Origin of the sequence: Pandoraea morbifera, assembly GCF_902459575.1 — a bacterium.
Lineage (GTDB): Bacteria > Pseudomonadota > Gammaproteobacteria > Burkholderiales > Burkholderiaceae > Pandoraea > Pandoraea morbifera.
Genome location: NZ_CABPSD010000007.1, coordinates 1 through 19,768, shown reverse-complemented (window position 1 = coordinate 19,768; position 19,768 = coordinate 1). Strand labels below are relative to the sequence as shown.

The following is a 19,768-nucleotide window of genomic DNA, read 5'->3' as shown; positions in this document are numbered from 1 at the left end:
GCCGTTGCCGGATCAGCGTCCGGGCTTCGGAACAGGCGGCGCGGATATTGCCGGTTTGAGGTCTCGGGCAACGCCACTTGGCATTGGCCCGATGCCTGCAAGGCGCGTTAGATACCGGCCTTGGCGGCCGACTCGGCAACCTTCGCCTTCCAGCCGGCACGGATCTGCTTGAGCACCGCTTCCGGCAGCGGGATGTAGTCCAGTTCCTTGGCGGTGTTCACGCCGTTCTTGAACGACCAGTCGAAGAACTTGAGCACGTCGGCGCTTTGCGCTTCCTTGCCCGCGTCAGCCTTCTGATGCACCAGAACGAACGTCGCCGCCACGATCGGCCACGAATCGGCGCCCTTCTCGTTGGTCAGGATCTGATAGAACGTCTTCGACCACTCTGCCTTGCCGGCTGCGGCAGCGAACGTCTTGGCATCCGGCTCGACCGTCTTGCCATCGGCATTCACGAGTGCCGTGTGCGTGAGCTTGTTCTGCTTGGCGTAGGCCGATTCGACATAGCCGATGGCGCCCGGCAAACGCTGCACGAAGGCGGCAACGCCGTCGTTACCCTTGCCACCCGTACCGGTAGGCCAGTTGACCGTGGTGCCTTCGCCGACCTTGCTCTTCCACTCGGCGTTGACCTTCGACAGGTAGTTCGTGAACACGAAGCTCGTGCCCGAGCCGTCGGCGCGGCGAACCACGGCGATGTCGGTATCCGGCAGCTTGACCTTCGGGTTCAGCTTGGCGATGGCCGGATCGTTCCACTTCTTGATCTTGCCCAGGTAGATGTCGCCCAACACTTCGCCCGACAGGACCAACTCGCCAGCCTTCACGCCCGGCACGTTGATGACCGGCACGATGCCGCCGACCACGGTCGGGAACTGGAACAGGCCCTGCTTGGCGAGTTCTTCATCGGTCAACGGAGCGTCCGAGCCGGCGAAATCGACGGTCTTGGCCTGGATCTGCTTGATGCCGCCCGACGACCCGATACCCTGGTAGTTCACCTTGTTCTGGGTCGCCTTCTGGTACGCGTCGGCCCACTTCGTGTAGATGGGAGCGGCGAACGTGCTGCCGGCACCCGTAATCTCGCCCGCAATCGCGCCCGCGGCAAACAGAAGGCCAGCCAGGCCGGCAATCGCAGTCTTCATCAGCTTCATGGATCTCTCCGAGTTGGTGTGGTACAGCGTGTGGATGGCTCGAAGCATAGATTCGGAATGTGACAGTAATGTGTCATATTCGAAAGCCCACCATCAAAGTGTCACGAAGTCGCCTTCCCATCGACACATTGCATGCAGCGTCCCTGCCACCCCGGCAACGAGCAAGACCTTTGACAGGCAAGGGTTTCGGGCCGATTTCCGTGGCCATTGGGCGTGCCCGCGAAGCACGTTCCGCGCACCGTGACCACGCCGTAACCGTGACGATTCGATGTCGGAAATTCGCTGACAGTCGTCACGAGGACTGTCACAAACGGACGGCGCGATGCCGCGTTGATTCCTACGACTGGAAGGTGCTGTGAAGCGCCCGAATGGCGTTTCCGGACGTTGAAAACGAAAAAAGCCGCCACGAACCGTGACGGCTTCTACGCCGGGCGTCACCGGCGGGAACGAGCGAGGCGAACGAGGTCGCATCGGGGGGGCAGGCAGATCGACCGCGAACGGTCGGCGGACCGCCGCCGCGCGGCGACCGGAAGACGGACCGGCCGACGCGTTACGACGTTACGACTTCAAGGTGCCAAGACGCCAAGGCATCCAGGCGTTCAAGCGTCAAGCAGCGGCCTTCACGACGTTCGCCAGATGCTGGGCCAACGAGGTGGCCTGCGATTCGTCGCGCGCCTCCACCATCACGCGCAACACCGGTTCGGTGCCGGACGCGCGAATCAGTACACGGCCCGCATCGCCCAGCTTTGCCTCGACGGCGTCGCGTTCGGCGGCAAGACGTGCGTCCGCCTGCCAGTCGTAACCGGGTGTCGTGCGTACATTGATCATGTGTTGCGGGAACAGACGCACGCCATCGAGCAGCCGCGCCAGCGGCTTGTTGTCCGCACGACGAATGGCCGCAAGCACCTGCAGCGCCGAAACGATGCCGTCGCCCGTGGTGTGCTTGTCCAGGCACAGGATGTGCCCCGAGCCCTCCGCGCCGAGCTGCCAGCCATGCTTGTGCAGTTGCTCGAGCACGTAGCGATCGCCGACCTTGGCACGCACGAACGGCACCCCGAGGCCCTTCAACGCCACTTCGACCGCCATATTGGTCATCAACGTGCCCACTGCACCGGGCACGCCGCCGTTGTCCAGACGGTCCTTGACGAGCAGGTACAACAGCTCGTCGCCGTTATAGAGACGTCCCGCGCCGTCGACGATCTGCAGGCGGTCGGCGTCGCCGTCGAGCGCCACGCCAATGTCGGCATGATTCGCCCGCACGGCGCGCATGAGCGCATCGGGCGCAGTCGCCCCGCAATCCTCGTTGATGTTGAAACCATTCGGCTGGTTGCCGATCGCGATGACTTCCGCGCCCAATTCGTGAAAAACGTGCGGCGCGATGTGATACGCCGCACCGTTCGCACAGTCGACCACGATTTTCATGCCGCGCAGGTCGAAATCGTTCGGGAACGTGCTCTTGCAGAACTCGATGTAGCGCCCGGCGGCGTCATCCAGGCGACGCGCCTTGCCGAGCTGCTCGGAGCGCACGCAGGACATCGGATTGTCGAGCTCGGCTTCAATCGACAGTTCGGTCTGGTCCGGCAGTTTATTGCCGTCGGCCGAGAAGAACTTGATGCCATTGTCGTGATACGGATTGTGCGACGCGCTGATGACGACGCCCGCCGCCAGACGCAATGCACGGGTCAGATAGGCAACCGCGGGCGTGGGCATGGGGCCTGCCATCATGGTATCCACGCCGGCGGCAGCAAAGCCGGCTTCCAGCGCGGCTTCGAGCATGTAGCCCGAGACCCGCGTATCCTTGCCAATCAACACCGTCGGACGGCCCAACGTCTGATTGCCGGCCAGCACGCGCCCGGCCGCATAGCCGAGCCGCAGCACGAACTCCGGCGTGATCGGGCTTTCGCCCACGGTGCCGCGGACACCGTCCGTCCCAAAATAGCGTCGTTTCATCTTGCTTCGTTCCCAGGTGAGGCGTCGCGCCCTCGCCCCGTGATGGGCCGGACGCGCGCGTCTTTCATTTTGTATCTTGCTCGTCGTTCGAGCGCGAGCGGGGCGGCGACATTTTCTGCGACGTGCGTCCCCACTCGGTCCCCGGCCGGCGTCTGGCCCGGCGTGTCATACGCCTACTCGGCGTCGCGCACCGCCTGCCATACCTTCAGGGCATCGACCGTCTCCGCGACATCGTGCACCCGCACGATCGCAGCGCCCTGCTGGGCGGCGCACAGCGCGGCCGCCACACTGGCCGTGCGGCGCTCCATCGGCAACGCGCGCCCGGTGATTTCACCGAGCATTCTTTTGCGAGACATGCCCACCAGCAACGGCAGGCCGTCGCGCGAGAGCACGCGCAAGTGCTTGAGCAAGGCGAGATTATGGGCGAGATTCTTGCCAAAACCGAATCCCGGATCGAGATACAGACGCGTCGGTGCAACACCGGCCGAGAGCATCGCGTCGACCCGACCGTCAAGGAAGGCCGCAACTTCGGTCACCACATCGGTGTAGATCGGGGCGTCCTGCATGGTTTTCGGATCGTGCAGCATGTGCATGATGCACAGCGCTGCCTCGCTGTCGCGTACCGCCTCGATCGCACCGGGTTGCTGGAAGCCCCAGATGTCGTTGATCATGTCCGCCCCGGCGGCGAGCACGGCGCGCATTACGCCCGGCTTGTAGGTGTCGATCGAGAGCGGCACGCCGCAATCGCGCAACGCCTCCACGATCGGAACGACGCGCTCGAGTTCGGCATCCTCCGGCAATGCCTCGGCCCCCGGACGGGTCGACTCGCCGCCGATGTCGAGGATATCCACCCCGTCGGCAATCAGTTGCTCGGCATGGCGCAGTGCCGCATCGCGGGCCACGAACTTGCCGCCGTCCGAAAACGAATCGGGCGTCACATTCAGGATGCCCATCACGTGGACACGATTGGCATCGAGCTGAAAACGGGGGCCCAGCGCCAGCGTGGCGGGCTTGGGCGGGGTGTCGAGGGCATCGGCGGACACGACGACATCGTCGGCGGGCATCGAGGCGGAAGGGGCGGATTTCGACTGCTCAGTGGACATTCGACAGCTCGTAGCTCAGAAAGACCTGTGTGGCGGCCCGTTCGGGAGGAGCGGACCGACGTGTCCGCAAGGCGGGACATCGCTTATGGCCGTAATGGTACCGGATTCGCCCTGCGAATCGACCGCGGAAACACTCGGAAACACTCGGTAACGCCGATATGCCGATTTGGCGGGGGCGCCCGCCTCCGTGGCCCGATCCCGGCCCGAAAATACAAAAAGGCCGGCGGTATGCCGGCCTTTTCTCGAACGACGTGCTTCCGAGCGTCGCGGCAACCGTTCAGACGGTTGCCGGCGTGTTGCTCGGCTTGAGCGGCGAGTTGCCCCCCGAGGCGCCACCGTTCGACGGGCCGCTCTTCGGCGGGCGCGGCGGACGGCCATCCATGATGTCGTTGATCTGCTCGCCATCGATGGTTTCCCACTCCATGAGCGCCTGCGTCATCGACTCGACCTTCTCGCGGTTGTCTTCCAGCAGCTTCTTGGCCAGGGCGTACTGCTCGTCGAGAATTCGGCGCACTTCCGCATCGACCTTTTGCTGCGTGGCTTCCGACACCGACTTGGCGGACATCCGGCCGAACACCGAATCCTGCTCCGTATCGACGTAGACCATGGGGCCCAGGGCGTCCGACATGCCGTAGCGGGTCACCATATCGCGCGCCAGCTTGGTCGCGCGCTCGAAGTCGTTCGATGCGCCCGTCGACATCTTGTTGATGAAGACTTCCTCGGCCGCACGACCGCCAAACAGGATCGCGATCTGCGTGAGCATCGTGTCGCGATATTCCGAATACTTGTCGTGCTCCGGCAACTGCATCGTCAGACCCAGCGCCCAGCCACGCGGAATGATCGTGACCTTGTGGACCGGATCGGCCCCCGGCAAAAGCATCGCCACCACTGCGTGGCCCGACTCGTGGTAGGCCGTGGCACGGCGTTCTTCGTCGCGCATGACCGCCGACTTGCGCTCAGGACCCATGAAAATCTTGTCCTTCGCGTCTTCGAAGTCGAGCATCTCGACGATGCGCTTGTTACGGCGCGCCGCAAACAGTGCGGCTTCATTCACGAGGTTGGCCAGATCGGCGCCCGACATGCCCGGCGTGCCGCGTGCGATGACCGAAGCGTCGACATCGTTCGCGATCGGCACCTTGCGCAGGTGCACCTTCAGGATCTGCTCGCGACCGCGGATATCCGGCAAACCGACGTAGACCTGGCGGTCGAAGCGGCCCGGACGCAGCAGCGCCTTGTCCAGCACGTCCGAACGGTTGGTCGCCGCAATCACGATCACGCCCGAATTCGCCTCGAAGCCGTCCATTTCGACGAGCATCTGGTTCAGCGTCTGTTCGCGTTCGTCGTTACCGCCGCCCATGCCGGCGCCACGATGGCGACCGACCGCGTCGATTTCGTCGATGAACACGATACACGGCGACTGCTTCTTCGCGTTTTCAAACATGTCGCGCACACGGGCCGCGCCCACGCCGACGAACATTTCCACGAAGTCCGACCCCGAAATGCTGAAGAACGGCACCTTGGCTTCGCCCGCGATCGCGCGCGCCAGCAGCGTCTTACCGGTTCCCGGCGGGCCGACGAGCAGCACACCGCGCGGAATACGGCCGCCCAGCTTCTGGAATTTCTGAGGATCCTTCAGGAAGTCGACCAGTTCGCCGACTTCGTACTTGGCCTCGTCGCATCCGGCGACGTCGGCAAAAGTGACCGGATTGGCATTCTCGTCGATGAGGCGGGCTCGGGACTTGCCGAAGGAAAAGGCACCGCCCTTACCTCCGCCCTGCATCTGCCGCATCATGTAGAACCAGAAGCCGATGATCAGCAGCGTCGGTCCGAGATAGTAAAGCGCGGACATGAGCACGTTCGGTTCGTCGTCGGCCTTGCCCGAGACCTGAACCCCGTACTTCATGAGGTCGCCCACCATCCAGATGTCGCCGGGCGAGACGATGGTGTACTTCTGACCGTCGCTGGGCGTGACCTGAAGGCTGCGGCCCTGCACCACCACGTTCTTGATCTTGCCATTCTTGGCATCGTCCATGAACTGGGAGTACGTCACGCCCTCCTGGACGTGCGGCTTGTCGAACTGTTTAAAAACAGTAAACAAGACCAGCGCGATGACTAACCACACCGCCGCTTTGGAAAACATATTATTGTTCAAAGCGTTGCTCCTTCATGAAATCGCTTCGCGCCAGGAATTCATTCTAATCCACTCGCAGGCGCACCGCCATAGTGATTCTCTACCGCCACCATAGCGCCAGTGCGCCGGTTTGACGGGCATCAAGCCGGTTTTTTCAAACCCCGTCCGAGAATGAACGTTTCGGAAGATTTGTCTCTAGACGCCTTCGGCTTGCGCGGCGCCACCGTTTTGAACTGTTGTTTGAATTTCTCGACGATCTGGCTATACCCGCTGCCATGAAAACATTTGACCAGCAGCGCGCCCTCCGGTTTCAGGTGTCGTTGAGCGAAATCGAGCGCCAGGTCGCACAAATGCTCGATTCGCGCGGCGTCGGCCGACGCCACTCCCGACAAGTTGGGGGCCATATCCGAAACTACAAGGTCGACTTTGCGCCCGGCAACGATTTCCTCGAGTTGTTCGAGCACGCTGTCTTCCCGGAAGTCGCCCTGCAGGAAATGCACGTCCGCAATCGGTTCCATCGGCAAGATATCGAGCGCGATGATCGTGCCGTCGATGCCGCCGTCGACCCGATTGCCCTTGGCAAGCTTGTTGCGCGCGTATTGGCTCCAGCTGCCGGGTGTCGATCCCAGGTCGACAATCACCTGTCCCGGCTTGATCAGCCGGTCCTGTTCGTCGATTTCCTTGAGCTTATAGGCTGCGCGAGCGCGATAGCCCTCGCGTTGCGCCATTTTGACGTAGGGATCGTTGATGTGATCGTGCAGCCACGCGTGACTGAAACGGTTTTTTGCCATGATTCTTCGAAAACGCTGCAATTTGCAGGATAATACGCCCTTGCGCGCCCAAAAACGCGTGGACCGGTCTGCCGCGCGGCAGACGCTGCGGCCACCGCTCGCGGGCGCATCCTAACTCGTTTGTCTCGTCTGTTTTCTATGCCCGCTTTGACCCTGACCCCGGCGCAACGCGCCGACTTGCGCTCCGCCGCCCATGCGCTGAATCCCGTCGTTCTGATCGGCGCCGACGGCTTGACGCCGGCGGTGCTCAAGGAAATCGACGGCGCCCTCAAGGCCCACGAACTGATCAAGGTGCGCGTGTTCGGCGACGAACGCGACACGCGCGTGGCGATCTACGATGCCATTTGCGACCAGCTCGGCGCCGCCCCCGTGCAGCACATCGGCAAGCTGCTGGTCCTGTACCGCCCCACGCCCGACGACACTGCCGACACCCCGATTCGCGCCAAGTCCGGCGGCACCGGAGCCACGGTCAAGGGTCGCGCCCCACGCACCGTGACTGTCGTCAAGCACAGCACCAACGCCGGGCGACGCCCGACGGTCAAGAAAGTGACCGTTCGCGGCAACGAACGCATGACCGCCGGCGGCATCGTCAAGAAGGCCAAGAAGCGCCAGACCAGCGTCAAGCGTCAGCGCAACGACTGATCCGACGCCCCGTACCCCGTTGCCGCTTTGCGGCGTTCGCTCAAAAGAACGCGCCCAGACAATGTCGGGCGCGTTTTTTTGTGGACGACGGCGTGCGGCACGACTCGACGAGCCCGCCGACCGGTCGATCCGGCCCGGCCGACCGCCCCTGCGACAATCAGCCGCGCACCGGCTGACGCCAGATCAGCACGATCGCCAGCAGACTTTGCAGCAGGTAAATTCCGCTCGAAATACCGTGGAGCATGCCGAATCGGGCAGCGAAAGCCGACCGACCGATTTCCACGCCCGCGGCTTCCGCCTGCGCACGCAGATCCGCCATGAACGGCTGCAGGCCAAACGAGCCGATCAGCACGCAAACCATCATCGCCACCGCCAACCAGCGCAGCATTCGATAGCTGCGCGCGGCGATGGCATCGGACGTACGGGCAATGAGCGCCGTGGCCAGCCAGACCAGCAACGCGCCGCAGACCAGGCTCAGCCAGGCCTGCGTATGGAACAGTCGACCGGCGACCGTTCCAGCCACCGTGCGTGATTCGAGCACCGCGAAAAGCGTGGGCGCAACGATATAGCCGATCGCCCACTGACTTCCGCACCAGAGCGTTGCCACCAGCCGGAACAACCGTTCCAGCCGGGGCGCGCCGCCGGCAGACGTCACATCAGACGTAGCGGACATCGATGATCTCGTACTCACGCACGCCGCTCGGGGCCTGCACTTCGGCCACATCGCCTGCGTACTTGCCAATGAGCGCACGCGCGATCGGCGAACTCACCGAAATCTTGCCGTGCTCCAGATCGGCTTCATCGTCGCCGACGATCTGGTACAGAACCGTGCCGCCGTTCTCGAGGTCTTCGAGCTCGACGGTGGCGGCGAACACCACGCGGCCTTCGGCGTCGAGCGCCGACGGGTCGATGATCTGGGCCGCCGAGAGCTTCGACTCGAGCTCGGCGATGCGTCCTTCGATGAAGCCCTGCTTTTCCTTAGCGGCGTCGTATTCCGCGTTTTCCGACAGATCACCCTGCGCACGGGCTTCGGCAATCGCAGTGATCACGTTCGGACGTTCGACGGTCTTCAGGCGGTGCAGCTCATTCTTGAGCAGCTCGGCGCCCCGTTTGGTCAGAGGAATGGTACTCATGCGCGTTATTCCGAAAGACAAAAAAATTGCCGCAGCAAAGCCGCATTCGCACTTTTCGCGAACGCCGCTCAACCGCGGCTGTGACACCTGTATGGCACTAGTGTAGCAGAGTTGCCGACGGCGCGACCCCGAGGGTTCGCCAGACGACATTGCGCCAGTCATGAAGCGTTTGGCGCGCCTGACGGGGATCGGTTCCTCATCGGGCGTGCCAAATTTTGCGTCATCGCGCCCCACCCCGCGGGGTGGCCGGGTGGATGGCCCGCCCGGACGGGCGGACCGGACTTCCTCAGGCCGGCAAGGAGGCGTGCAGCCCCTGGAGATCGTAGACCTCCAGGTTCTGCAGGTACTTCAGGCCTTCGACCGCGGCGCGGGCGCCCGAGATGGTCGTGTAGTACGTGACCTTGTGCGCCTGCGCCGACATGCGGATCGAGCGCGAGTCGGCGATGGCCGTGCGCGTTTCATCCACCGTGGTGAATACCAGCGCGATTTCGCCGTTCTTGATCATGTCGACGATGTGCGGACGGCCATCCTTCACCTTGTTGACTACGCGCACCGGGATGCCGGCGGCTTCGATCGCCGCCGCGGTCCCACGCGTTGCCACGATCGGGTAACCCAGCGCGTGCAGCATGCGGGCGACCTCGACGGCACGCGGCTTGTCGGCGTCCTTGACGGTGAGCAGCACCGTGCCCGAGGCCGGCAGGCGCGATCCGGCTGCCAGTTGCGACTTGAATAGCGCTTCGCCGAACGTGCGGCCCACGCCCATCACTTCGCCGGTCGAGCGCATTTCCGGTCCGAGCACCGGGTCGACCCCCGGGAACTTCACGAACGGGAACACGGCTTCCTTCACGCTGAAATACGGCGGCAAGACCTCGGTCGTCACGTTCTGCGACTTGAGCGACTGGCCGACCATGGCGCGCGCGGCGATCTTGGCCAGTTGACGGCCGGTGGCCTTAGAGACGTACGGCACCGTGCGCGAGGCGCGTGGGTTCACTTCGAGTACGTAGATCGTGTCCACGCCATTGCCTTGCTGGATCGCGAACTGCACGTTCATCAGGCCGATCACGTTGAGCGCCCTGGCCATCGCGGCCGTCTGACGCTTGAGTTCGGCGACCGTTTCGGCCGACAGCGAGTACGGCGGCAGCGAGCAGGCCGAGTCGCCCGAGTGCACGCCGGCCTGTTCGATGTGCTCCATCACGCCGCCGATATACACGTCGGTACCGTCCGAGATGCAGTCGACGTCGCACTCGATGGCGTCGTCCAGGAAGCGGTCGAGCAGCACGGGGCTATCGTTGCTCACCTTGACGGCTTCGCGCATGTAGCGCTCGAGGTCACGCGGCTCGTGAACGATTTCCATCGCGCGGCCACCCAGCACGTACGAAGGACGCACCACCAGCGGATAACCGATTTCCGAGGCCAGCTTGAGGGCTTCGTCCTCGGCGCGCGCCGTGCGGTTGGGCGGCTGACGCAGACCGAGGTCGTTGAGCAACTTCTGGAAGCGCTCGCGGTCTTCCGCGGCATCGATCATGTCCGGGCTGGTGCCGACGATGGGCACGCCGTTCGCCTCGAGATCGAGCGCGAGCTTGAGCGGCGTCTGACCGCCGTACTGCACGATCACGCCGGCCGGCTTCTCGAGGTCGACGATTTCCAGCACGTCCTCGAGCGTCACCGGTTCGAAGTACAGACGATCGGACGTGTCGTAGTCCGTCGAGACCGTTTCCGGGTTGCAGTTGACCATGATGGTCTCGTACCCGTCCTCGCGCAGCGCGAGCGCCGCGTGCACGCAGCAGTAGTCGAACTCGATGCCCTGACCGATCCGGTTCGGGCCGCCGCCGAGCACCATGATCTTCTTCTTGTTGGTCGGCTGGGCTTCGCACTCTTCCTCATAGGTCGAGTACATGTAAGCCGTATTGGTCGAGAATTCGGCCGCGCACGTGTCCACGCGCTTGTAGACCGGGCGCACCTTCTGGGCGATGCGCGCGCGGCGCACGGCGGTCTGATCGGTACCCAGCAGCTTGGCCAGGCGGCGATCGGAGAAACCGCTTTGCTTCAGGAAGCGCAGTTCTTCGGTCGACAGGCTCTCCAGCGTACGGCCGGCGAGCGCCTTTTCCTTCTTGACAATGTCTTCGAGCTGGGCGAGGAACCACGGGTCGATGGCCGTCTCGGCGTAGACCTCCTCGAGGCTCATGCCGATGCGGAACGCGTCGCCGACGTACCAGATGCGGTCCGGGCCCGGTTCACCGATTTCGGCCACGATCTCGTCGCGATCGGTCGACTTCTCGTCCAGACCGTCCACGCCGACTTCCAGACCGCGCATGGCCTTCTGGAACGATTCCTGGAACGTGCGGCCCATGGCCATCACTTCCCCGACCGACTTCATCTGCGTGGTGAGGCGGGCGTCGGCTTCGCGGAACTTCTCGAAGGCGAAACGGGGCACCTTGGTGACGACATAGTCGATGGTCGGCTCGAACGAAGCCGGCGTGGCGCCGCCGGTGATTTCGTTGCGCAGTTCGTCGAGCGTATAGCCCACGGCGAGCTTGGCGGCGACCTTCGCGATCGGGAACCCGGTGGCCTTCGAGGCCAGCGCCGACGAGCGCGACACACGGGGGTTCATCTCGATGACGACCATGCGGCCGTCCTTCGGATTGATCGAGAACTGGACGTTCGAGCCGCCCGTCTCCACGCCGATTTCGCGCAGCACGGCGAGCGACGCGTTGCGCAGCAGCTGGTATTCCTTGTCGGTGAGCGTTTGCGCCGGGGCGACGGTAATCGAGTCGCCGGTGTGCACGCCCATCGGGTCGAGGTTTTCGATCGAGCAGACGATGATGCAGTTATCGGCGCGATCGCGCACGACCTCCATCTCGAACTCCTTCCAGCCGAGCAGCGACTCCTCGATGAGGAGTTCGCGCGTGGGCGAGAGGTCGAGACCGCGCTTGCAGATCTCTTCGAATTCCTCGCGGTTGTAGGCAATGCCGCCGCCCGAGCCGCCGAGCGTGAACGACGGACGGATCACCATCGGGTAGCCGCTGCCGCCGGTCTCCGCCATGATCTGTGCCTGCACGGCGAGGGCGTCTTCCATCGAGTGGGCGATGCCCGACTTGGCCGAACCGAGACCGATCTTGGTCATCGCGTCCTTGAACTTCTGGCGGTCTTCGGCCTTGTCGATGGCTTCGGGCGACGCGCCGATGAGTTCCACCTTGTACTTGTCGAGCACGCCGTGGCGGTGCAGGTCGAGTGCGCAGTTCAGCGCGGTCTGGCCGCCCATCGTCGGCAGGATCGCGTCCGGGCGCTCCTTGGCGATGATGCGCTCGACGACTTCCCACGTGATCGGTTCGATGTACGTCACATCGGCCGTATCCGGGTCGGTCATGATCGTGGCGGGGTTGCTGTTGATCAGGATGACCTTATAGCCTTCCTCACGCAGGGCCTTGCAGGCCTGTGCGCCGGAATAATCGAATTCGCATGCCTGACCGATGATGATCGGACCGGCGCCGATGATGAGGATGCTCTTGATGTCTGTGCGCTTTGGCATAACGTTCTCAACAAAAATTTAACTCAGCGTCGCGGTCGCCAGCTTCACACCGAAGCCGACGAACAGCGCGCCCACGCCGCCGGTTGCCCCGGCGCTCAACCGGCGGCGTTGCCGGAAGTGCTCGGCCAGGCGGTAACCGGCCAGGATCAGCGTGCTCAGGTACAGGAAACTGCAGGTCTGCACGATCACGCCCAGCACCGCGAACGACACGGCGGGGTGGGCGTAGCCCGGATCGACGAACTGGATGAAGAACGACACGCAGAACAGGATGGCCTTCGGGTTAAGGAGGCTGATGAACAGCGCGCGCTTGAACGGGTGATCCGCGTCGACGTGCTTCGGCGCGGCGACCGACGCTGCGGTGCTGGCGCGGGCCGCCCGCGCATTCGCGAGCGCGCCGCGCAGCATGTTCAGGCCCATCCAGCAGAGATAGGCGGCGCCGAGATACTTCACCACGAAGAAGAGTGCCGGCTGGGCGTGCAGCAGCGATGCCACGCCCGCGGCCGACAGCGTCATGAGGATCGTGTCGCCCAGGAACACGCCACACGCCCCCGCATAGCCCTGGCGCACGCCGCGCTGCGCTGCCACCGACAGCACATACAGCGAGTTCGGCCCCGGCAGCAGAATGATCACCACCACACCGGCCAGATAGGTCCAGAGGTTGACGATGCCGATCGAGTTTCCGAGCATGTGACGTGATTCCTTGTCCGTTGTTCGTCGTCGCCGTGCCTTACGCAGGCTGCTTGGCGTCGGCCATCGACTGCACGAAGCGGTCGAACAGGTAGCCGATGTCGTGCGGGCCGGGCGACGCTTCCGGGTGGCCCTGGAAACAGAAGGCCGGGCGGTCCGTCAGCTCGAAGCCTTGCAGCGTGCCGTCGAACAGCGACACGTGCGACACGCGGGCGTTGGCGGGCAGGCTGTTTGCATCGACAGCGAAACCGTGGTTTTGCGACGTGATGACCACGCGGCCGGTTGCCAGATCCTTCACCGGATGGTTGGCGCCGTGGTGGCCGGTCTTCATCTTCAGCGTCTTGGCGCCGACTGCCAGGCCCATGATCTGGTGACCGAGGCAGATGCCGAACGTCGGGATGCGTCGCTCGAGGAAGGTCTTGGTGGCGGCAATGGCGTAATCGCACGGCTCCGGGTCGCCGGGGCCGTTCGAGAGGAATACGCCGTCCGGGTTGAGGGCGAACACCTCGTCAGCCGAGCTTTGGGCAGGCAGCACGGTCACCTTGCAGCCGCGTTCGGCAAGCATGCGCAGGATATTGCGCTTGACGCCGTAGTCGAGCGCGACCACGTGGAATTTCGGTTGCGTCTGTTCGCCGTAGCCTTCCTCGAGCGTCCATTCCGTTTGCGTCCACGAATACTTTTCCGTGGTCGAGACGACCTTCGCGAGGTCCATGCCGGCCAGCCCGGGGAACGACTGTGCGAGGGCGATGGCCTTGGCTTCGTCGGCCTCTTCACCGGCGAGGATGCAACCGTTTTGGGCACCCTTGTCGCGCAGGATACGAGTCAGGCGGCGCGTATCGATGCCGGCGATGGCGACGACGCCTTCGTCCTTCAGATATTGCGAGAGCGTCTTGCTGGCGCGGAAATTCGAGTCGAGGATCGGGAGATCCTTGATGATCAGGCCGGCGGCATGGACTTTCGTGGCTTCGACGTCTTCACCGTTGACGCCCGTGTTGCCGATGTGCGGATACGTCAGCGTGACGATCTGGCGCGCATAGCTGGGGTCGGTGAGGATTTCCTGGTAGCCGGTAATGGCCGTGTTGAAGACCACTTCACCGATGGTGTGACCGGCAGCGCCGATGGCGTACCCACGAAAGACCGTGCCGTCAGCGAGCGCGAGAATGGCGGGTGGGAATGACGGCAGCACGGGAAACTCCTGAAGGGTTCACCCCGGCTGCCAGCCCCATCGTCCGCTCGCGATGACATCAGCGCGGGCACCGGAATTGCGCGGAATATGCGCACAGCGGATGCTCGGGCTGCGGACGAGATGTCAGGCGGGTAGGCGCTAGGGTGAGGGTTAAATGACTAAAACCTTCAAAGTATAGCGCAAATCCGATGTATCTCAAAGCTGAACGTGTGCGGCACCAGTACGCTCTGCGTTCTCCCGGGGGGGCGTGTCGCCGGGCGACGGATACGCAGAGGGGATAGGGAAATGAATCCCTGCTCGCTGGGCTGCCAGCACGATATGGCGCTCCATTGCGGCCCCGGCGGCGGCGCCGTCGCGGCGTCGCAGGGCGTTGAGGATCTCCAGATGTTCATGATAGGTGGAAAGCACGAGTTCGCGCTGATAGAACGGCAGGCGCTGGCTTTCCATGACGATGTCGGTGCTGCCGCGCAAAATGTCTGCGATGGCACCGTTGCCGGCCAGTCCCACGATGCGCAGGTGGAAGGCGAAATCCAGATGGGCGGCGGTATCCACATCGCCCTCGATCAGGGCGGCCTTCATCGCTTCGACGTTGTCCGTGAGCCAGTCGATCTCGTCGGCACTGGCGGCGTGGGCGGCGAGCCGGGTCGAGAAGCCTTCCAGGGCAAAGCGCAGTTGGTAAGTATCGGCGAGCGATATCTGGTCGGCAAAGCGCCAGGCGACGCCGACCCGTGCCGACGCGTCGTTCACGTACACCCCTTTGCCGGGGCGGATCGCGACCATGCCGAGCGCTTCGAGCGTCGAGAGCGCCTCGCGCAGCGAGGCGCGACTGATCGCCAGCTCTTCGGCGAGTTGGCGCTGCGAGGGAAGCATCGCGCCGGCGGGATAGATCTGGCGTTCGATGCGCTCGCGGATAGTGGCGACGGCGGCGTCGGTTACGGCATGCGCCGAATGCTTCATGAGGCCTCACTGGGAATGCGGGGATTCGTAAGGCGCATTGTACGACGCCAAATATCGGCCCGGTGCCAGCCTGCCGGGCGCACGGGAGCCCGGCAGCTGGTTCCGCGCGCGCGGTATCGGGCGCCGCTTCGCGGCCCCGATCATCTGCCGGGTCATCAGCAGGGTCATTTGCCGGGTGCGGAGCCTTGTGCCAGCGCCTGGTGCGCGTGATGTTCCGGGTGATCGCCGAGCAGGCGACGAACCACGCCGTTGGTCCAGCCGAAGCCGTCCTGCAGCGGGTACTCGCCGCCGCCCCCGCCGCTTGGGCACATGGCGTCGCTCGTATGCAGCGAGTACTTTTCCACAAGCTTGCTCTCGCGAACATACAGCGCGCTCACGGTCGAGAGCCAGCGGTGCGCGATGTCACTCGCCAGGGCTTGCTCGCCGTACTTGCGAAGTCCGTGGATGGCGATCCATTGCAACGGCGCCCAGCCGTTGGGCGGGTCCCACTGTTGCAAACTCGACGCCTGGGTCGTGCGCAGCCCGCCGGCGGCGACCAAGTGTTCGCGCAGCGTCTTGGCGGTGCGTTGCGCCTGCGGCGGCGAGGCCAGTCCGACGAACAGCGGGGTGGCCGCAGCTGCGCTCAGGCAAGTTCGGCGTTGCCCGCGTTGCCAGTCATAGTCGAGAAAAGCGCCAAGCTCGTCGCTCCAGAGATAGCGGGTCATCGCGTCGCGCCGGGCCAGCGCGCGGGCGGCAAACGCGTGCGATGCCTGCGTGTCGCCGGCGGCCTCGGCGAGGCAGGCCAATTGGCGTTCCGAGGCGTACAAAAAGCTGTTCAGGTCCACGGGGATGATCGCCGTGGTGCGGATCGACGAGAGGTCATTGACGTCATCGAGCCAGCGCGAACTGAAATCCCAGCCCGAGGCTGCGCCTGCGCGGAGATCGCGATACACCTCGCCCGCGGGACGGTACGGGGCGTGCAGCGCCGTATTCACATCCTCCAGATAGCCCTCCTCGCGCGGCGAATCGCGCTCGTCCCAATAGCGGTTCAGGCAAGCGCCGTCGGGCATGCACACCACGTGACGCCGGGCGTCGCCGGGTGCGAGCGACGCCTCGCCGTCCATCCAGTACTCATACTCGCGTCGCAGATGCGGCAGATAGCGTAAGGCGCGGCTCACGCCATGCGACTCGAAGAGCTCGACCATCAGGCCGTACATCGGCGGTTGCGAGCGGCTGAGGTAATACGTGCGGTTTCCATTGGGAATGTGGCCATAGGTGTCGATGAGAAACGAGAAATTGTCGGCCATGCTCACCAGCAGGTCGTGACGGCCGCTGCTGGCGAGCCCTAGCATCGTGAAATACGAGTCCCAGTAGTAGAGCTCGTGGAAGCGTCCGCCGGGCACCACATAGGCACGAGGCAGCGGCAACAGCGAACTGCATGCCGGGTGGGCTTCCGGCTGGCGCGTGAGCACATCCCAGAGGCCGTCGATGTGGGGCACCAGTGCTTGCCCCGGCGCCGACACGTAATGGCTTGGCGGCGTGCGCTCCAGCGTGAAATACGTGGCCACGAAGCGTGAGAGATCGAAGCCGGGCACTTGCGCGGCTTCCCGGTAGCGGCGCAGCACCTCCTCCGGGGCCAGCGAAGGCACGCAATCGACGAACGTCTTGCTGTCGGGAAAGATGCGTTGCGTCTGCACGGCCACAAACAGCTCCTGATAGCGGTCGGCTGGCGTAAGCACGTCCGAGGGCGCCGAGTGCGCGACCTCTGGCGTCATGCCACCGCGAGCGAGCGTGCGTTGAGCGGAGTCCGTCATCCTCATTGCTCCGAATAATTCCAGAGCAGGCCACCGTCGATGAACAGCGTCGTTCCGGTGACGTAGCTTGCCTCGGGCGAGGCGAGGAAAAGCACGGCATTGGCCACCTCGCTGGGATCCGCCAGACGTCCGAGGGGAATGTTCGCGACCAGTGCATCGAGCTGGGCCTTGTTCGCGAGCAAGTTCCGATTGATCGGCGTGCCCACCGCGCCGGGCGCCACGTTATTGATGGCGATGCCGAGCGGGGCGAGTTCGATGGCAAGGTTGCGCATCATCATCTTCATGCCGCCCTTGCTTGCGCAGTAGCTGGCGAAATGCGGAAACGGCAATTCCTCATGAACCGAGCTCACGTTGACGATGCGCCCGCCGCGCTGCGTGTCCCGAAGGTGCTTCACAAACGCCTGCGTCACAAAAAACGCGCCCTTCAGATTCACGTCCATCACCAGGTCATAATCGTCCTCCGTCACCTCCAGGAACGGGGCGCGGCGTTCCACACCGGCGTTATTGACCAGCACGTCCACGCGGCCCATGGCCTCGACCGCCTGCTCGATCACCGCGCGGTCGTCGGCGACACTGCCCACATCTCCCGCGATCACGCAGCCGTCGCTGCCGGCCTTGCGCACGAGATCGAGTGTCTGCTCAGCCATCGCACTGTCCAGCCGGTCCTCGACCACCAGCCGCGCGCCCTCCTGGGCCAGTCGGATCGCGATCGCGCGCCCGATGCCCTGCCCGCCGCCAGTGACCAGAACCACCGTGTCCTTCATCCGCATGGCGCCTCCCTGCTTCGTCGGTTTTGGGGAATCTGCGCATGCCGCCCGAGAAGCCGCCTGCCCCCCCGAACCACCTGCCAGATACCTGTGCGACCGACAGAAGGAAAGCGAAGTTCACCCCGAATGACGCGGGATTCGCCTGGCAAAACAAAGACTTTCGAGCGGATCGCCGCCATCGGCACAGCCGACCGTGGCGCATCCCGTCGCCCTAGGGAATCCCCTCACAAGACTCACCTTGACCTCACTATATTGAATTTCTAATATTCGCCATAACACCACTGGTCAGACCGGTATGACGTGTTTGACTACACTGGAACGTGGTGGATGAGTGCGCAGCGCTCATCGATGCGGTAGATGCACAGAGTCAGCCCCCGAGAGCAGTCCGTCAGACGTAGAAATCGCGAAATCCGAGAGAGTGATTTACGCAGGCAGAGGAGACAAAACCATGCCCAAGCTGTTTCGTTCGTTGTTTGGCCGAGTTGTCATTGCGTTGATCGTCGGTGTGGCGCTCGGCGTATGGTTTCCGCAGTTGGGAGAGTCATTGCGTCCCTTGGGCGACGGCTTTCTGAAATTGATCAAGATGGTCATCGGCCCCATCGTATTCTGCGTGGTTGTGAGTGGCATGGCGAGCGCGGGAGACTTACGCAAAGTCGGCCGGGTGGGTGTCAAGGCGGTGGTGTACTTCGAGATCATCACGACCTTCGCGCTCGTCATTGGCGCCGTGCTTGCGTGGGTCACGCGTCCGGGCGTGGGCATGAACATCGACATTCACAGCCTCGATCCGAGCGCCATGTCCGCGTACACCGAGAATGCGAAGAGTCTCAAAGACACTGCGGGCTTCCTGTTGAAGATCATTCCCGACACCATCACCGACGCCTTTGCCAAGGGCGACATCCTGCAGATCCTCGTGTTTTCCGTGATGTTCGGATGCGCACTTGCGGCCATTGGCGAGCGAGGCCGTCCCGTGGCTCGCTTCATCGACGACCTTAGCCATGTCTTCTTCCGCGTGATGGCATTCATCATTCGGCTGGCGCCGTTGGGCGTGCTGGGGGCGGTGGCATTCACCACCGGCAAATACGGCGCGGCGTCGCTCAAACAGCTGGGCATGCTCGTCCTCGTGTTCTACCTGAGCTGCTTTGTATTCGTCACCGTCGTACTGGGAGGCGTGCTGCGTCTGGCGGGCTTCAACATCTTCAAATTCATCAAATACTTCCGTGAAGAGCTCTCCATCGTGCTGGGTACCGCGTCGTCCGATGCCGTGTTGCCGACCATCATGCGCAAGCTCGAATGGATGGGGATCAAGAAATCGACCGTGGGCCTCGTCGTGCCGACCGGTTACTCCTTCAATCTCGACGGTTTCTCCATCTACCTCACCCTGGCGGTCATCTTCATTGCGCAGGCGACCAACACCCCGCTGTCCATCCACGACCTCATTCTCGTCGTGCTCGTGTCGCTGCTCACCTCCAAGGGCGCGCATGGCATTCCCGGATCGGCCATCGTCATTCTCGCGGCGACACTGACCGCCATTCCGGCCATCCCGGTGATCGGTCTCGTGTTGATCCTGCCCGTGGACTGGTTCGTCGGCATTGCGCGGGCCATTACCAACCTACTCGGCAACTGCGTGGCAACGCTCGTGGTGGCCGCATGGGAAAAAGACGTCGACTTTGCAAGAGCGCACAACGTCCTCGACGGCGCCCTGCCTTACGAGCCGATTTCCGAGTCTGCGGGGGCCGAAGCCGGTGCACCGGTCAACGCTGCCCTGACGCGCTGAAACACAGAAACATCCAAACCGTGGGTAGCCGGCGATGCTGGCGCCTGCCCCAACACCCTTACGGTCGGCGCCCTGCGTCGGCCACATACCTTGGAGTCAAACGCAACATGGCCCTCGCCCCGCAAGATCCGAACGCACCGGAATTCGTGCGCCGATACGTGAATCTGGCCGATCCTCGCCTGG

Annotated in this window: 15 protein-coding genes; 2 read left to right on the top strand and 13 right to left on the bottom strand. The window is 63.7% G+C overall.

The genetic code is table 11. From position 1 onward, the window contains the following. Positions 1-107: 107 nt before the first annotated feature. The 5 genes from pstS to PMO31116_RS13035 form a co-directional block, all read right to left on the bottom strand. Positions 108-1,142 carry a phosphate ABC transporter substrate-binding protein PstS gene (gene pstS / locus PMO31116_RS13055; RefSeq protein ID WP_150567095.1) on the bottom strand — a complete coding sequence of 345 codons (1,035 nt, stop codon included), beginning with the start codon at positions 1,140-1,142 and terminating at the stop codon, positions 108-110. A gap of 606 nt (positions 1,143-1,748) precedes the next feature. Further along, a complete protein-coding gene (glmM, locus tag PMO31116_RS13050) occupies positions 1,749-3,092 on the bottom strand; it encodes a phosphoglucosamine mutase (RefSeq protein ID WP_150567094.1) in 1,344 nt (447 codons plus the stop codon). A gap of 173 nt (positions 3,093-3,265) precedes the next feature. After that, positions 3,266-4,156, bottom strand: a complete 891-nt coding sequence (folP, locus tag PMO31116_RS13045; RefSeq protein ID WP_174971312.1) for a dihydropteroate synthase — start codon at positions 4,154-4,156, stop codon at positions 3,266-3,268. A 316-nt stretch (positions 4,157-4,472) separates the two neighbouring features. After that, positions 4,473-6,347 carry an ATP-dependent zinc metalloprotease FtsH gene (gene ftsH, locus PMO31116_RS13040; protein WP_023871788.1) on the bottom strand — a complete coding sequence of 625 codons (1,875 nt, stop codon included), beginning with the start codon at positions 6,345-6,347 and terminating at the stop codon, positions 4,473-4,475. Between the two features lie 119 nt (positions 6,348-6,466). Continuing rightward, on the bottom strand, positions 6,467-7,117 hold the full coding sequence (locus tag PMO31116_RS13035) for an RlmE family RNA methyltransferase (protein WP_023595185.1): 651 nt from the start codon (positions 7,115-7,117) through the stop codon (positions 6,467-6,469). Positions 7,118-7,255: 138 nt separating this feature from the next. On the opposite strand from PMO31116_RS13035, the gene yhbY reads away from it, so the two are divergent. After that, positions 7,256-7,759 carry a ribosome assembly RNA-binding protein YhbY gene (gene yhbY / locus PMO31116_RS13030; protein WP_150567093.1) on the top strand — a complete coding sequence of 168 codons (504 nt, stop codon included), beginning with the start codon at positions 7,256-7,258 and terminating at the stop codon, positions 7,757-7,759. Between the two features lie 157 nt (positions 7,760-7,916). Here the strand turns inward: yhbY and PMO31116_RS13025 are convergent, their stop codons facing one another. The 8 genes from PMO31116_RS13025 to PMO31116_RS12990 form a co-directional block, all read right to left on the bottom strand. After that, positions 7,917-8,432, bottom strand: a complete 516-nt coding sequence (locus PMO31116_RS13025; protein WP_150567092.1) for a DUF4149 domain-containing protein — start codon at positions 8,430-8,432, stop codon at positions 7,917-7,919. Further along, positions 8,416-8,892, bottom strand: a complete 477-nt coding sequence (gene greA / locus PMO31116_RS13020) for a transcription elongation factor GreA (RefSeq protein WP_150567091.1) — start codon at positions 8,890-8,892, stop codon at positions 8,416-8,418. Before greA ends, PMO31116_RS13025 begins: the two co-directional genes overlap by 17 nt. Before the next feature lie 286 nt (positions 8,893-9,178). After that, positions 9,179-12,421 (bottom strand): carbamoyl-phosphate synthase large subunit, encoded by a 3,243-nt coding sequence (gene carB / locus PMO31116_RS13015; protein ID WP_150567090.1) that lies wholly within the window; start codon positions 12,419-12,421, stop codon positions 9,179-9,181. A gap of 18 nt (positions 12,422-12,439) precedes the next feature. Next, on the bottom strand, positions 12,440-13,108 hold the full coding sequence (leuE, locus tag PMO31116_RS13010; protein ID WP_150567089.1) for a leucine efflux protein LeuE: 669 nt from the start codon (positions 13,106-13,108) through the stop codon (positions 12,440-12,442). Positions 13,109-13,148: 40 nt separating this feature from the next. Continuing rightward, positions 13,149-14,294: a glutamine-hydrolyzing carbamoyl-phosphate synthase small subunit gene (gene carA, locus PMO31116_RS13005; RefSeq protein WP_150567088.1), complete on the bottom strand. Its 1,146-nt coding sequence runs from the start codon at positions 14,292-14,294 to the stop codon at positions 13,149-13,151. A gap of 195 nt (positions 14,295-14,489) precedes the next feature. Continuing rightward, positions 14,490-15,251 (bottom strand): FadR/GntR family transcriptional regulator, encoded by a 762-nt coding sequence (locus PMO31116_RS13000; protein WP_150567087.1) that lies wholly within the window; start codon positions 15,249-15,251, stop codon positions 14,490-14,492. 164 nt (positions 15,252-15,415) lie between these two features. Further along, the gene (treF, locus tag PMO31116_RS12995; RefSeq protein ID WP_150567086.1) at positions 15,416-17,050 is read right to left on the bottom strand and encodes an alpha,alpha-trehalase TreF; all 1,635 of its coding nucleotides are present in this window, start codon (positions 17,048-17,050) and stop codon (positions 15,416-15,418) included. Then, the gene (locus PMO31116_RS12990; protein WP_150567085.1) at positions 17,047-17,814 is read right to left on the bottom strand and encodes an SDR family NAD(P)-dependent oxidoreductase; all 768 of its coding nucleotides are present in this window, start codon (positions 17,812-17,814) and stop codon (positions 17,047-17,049) included. Before PMO31116_RS12990 ends, treF begins: the two co-directional genes overlap by 4 nt. A gap of 445 nt (positions 17,815-18,259) precedes the next feature. Here PMO31116_RS12990 and PMO31116_RS12985 point away from each other — a divergent pair, with 445 nt between their 5' ends. Then, on the top strand, positions 18,260-19,585 hold the full coding sequence (locus PMO31116_RS12985; protein ID WP_150567084.1) for a C4-dicarboxylate transporter DctA: 1,326 nt from the start codon (positions 18,260-18,262) through the stop codon (positions 19,583-19,585). The last annotated feature ends 183 nt before the right edge of the window (positions 19,586-19,768 follow it).

Coding starts and splice junctions, on each gene's coding strand:
- PMO31116_RS13025 (WP_150567092.1), bottom strand. CDS start 8,432: ATGTCCGCTACGTCTGATGTGACGTCTGCCGGCGGCGCGCCCCGGCTG.
- PMO31116_RS13035 (WP_023595185.1), bottom strand. CDS start 7,117: ATGGCAAAAAACCGTTTCAGTCACGCGTGGCTGCACGATCACATCAAC.
- PMO31116_RS12985 (WP_150567084.1), top strand. CDS start 18,260: ATGCCCAAGCTGTTTCGTTCGTTGTTTGGCCGAGTTGTCATTGCGTTG.
- treF (WP_150567086.1), bottom strand. CDS start 17,050: ATGAGGATGACGGACTCCGCTCAACGCACGCTCGCTCGCGGTGGCATG.
- greA (WP_150567091.1), bottom strand. CDS start 8,892: ATGAGTACCATTCCTCTGACCAAACGGGGCGCCGAGCTGCTCAAGAAT.
- leuE (WP_150567089.1), bottom strand. CDS start 13,108: ATGCTCGGAAACTCGATCGGCATCGTCAACCTCTGGACCTATCTGGCC.
- PMO31116_RS13000 (WP_150567087.1), bottom strand. CDS start 15,251: ATGAAGCATTCGGCGCATGCCGTAACCGACGCCGCCGTCGCCACTATC.
- carB (WP_150567090.1), bottom strand. CDS start 12,421: ATGCCAAAGCGCACAGACATCAAGAGCATCCTCATCATCGGCGCCGGT.
- folP (WP_174971312.1), bottom strand. CDS start 4,156: ATGCCCGCCGACGATGTCGTCGTGTCCGCCGATGCCCTCGACACCCCG.
- pstS (WP_150567095.1), bottom strand. CDS start 1,142: ATGAAGCTGATGAAGACTGCGATTGCCGGCCTGGCTGGCCTTCTGTTT.
- yhbY (WP_150567093.1), top strand. CDS start 7,256: ATGCCCGCTTTGACCCTGACCCCGGCGCAACGCGCCGACTTGCGCTCC.
- glmM (WP_150567094.1), bottom strand. CDS start 3,092: ATGAAACGACGCTATTTTGGGACGGACGGTGTCCGCGGCACCGTGGGC.
- PMO31116_RS12990 (WP_150567085.1), bottom strand. CDS start 17,814: ATGCGGATGAAGGACACGGTGGTTCTGGTCACTGGCGGCGGGCAGGGC.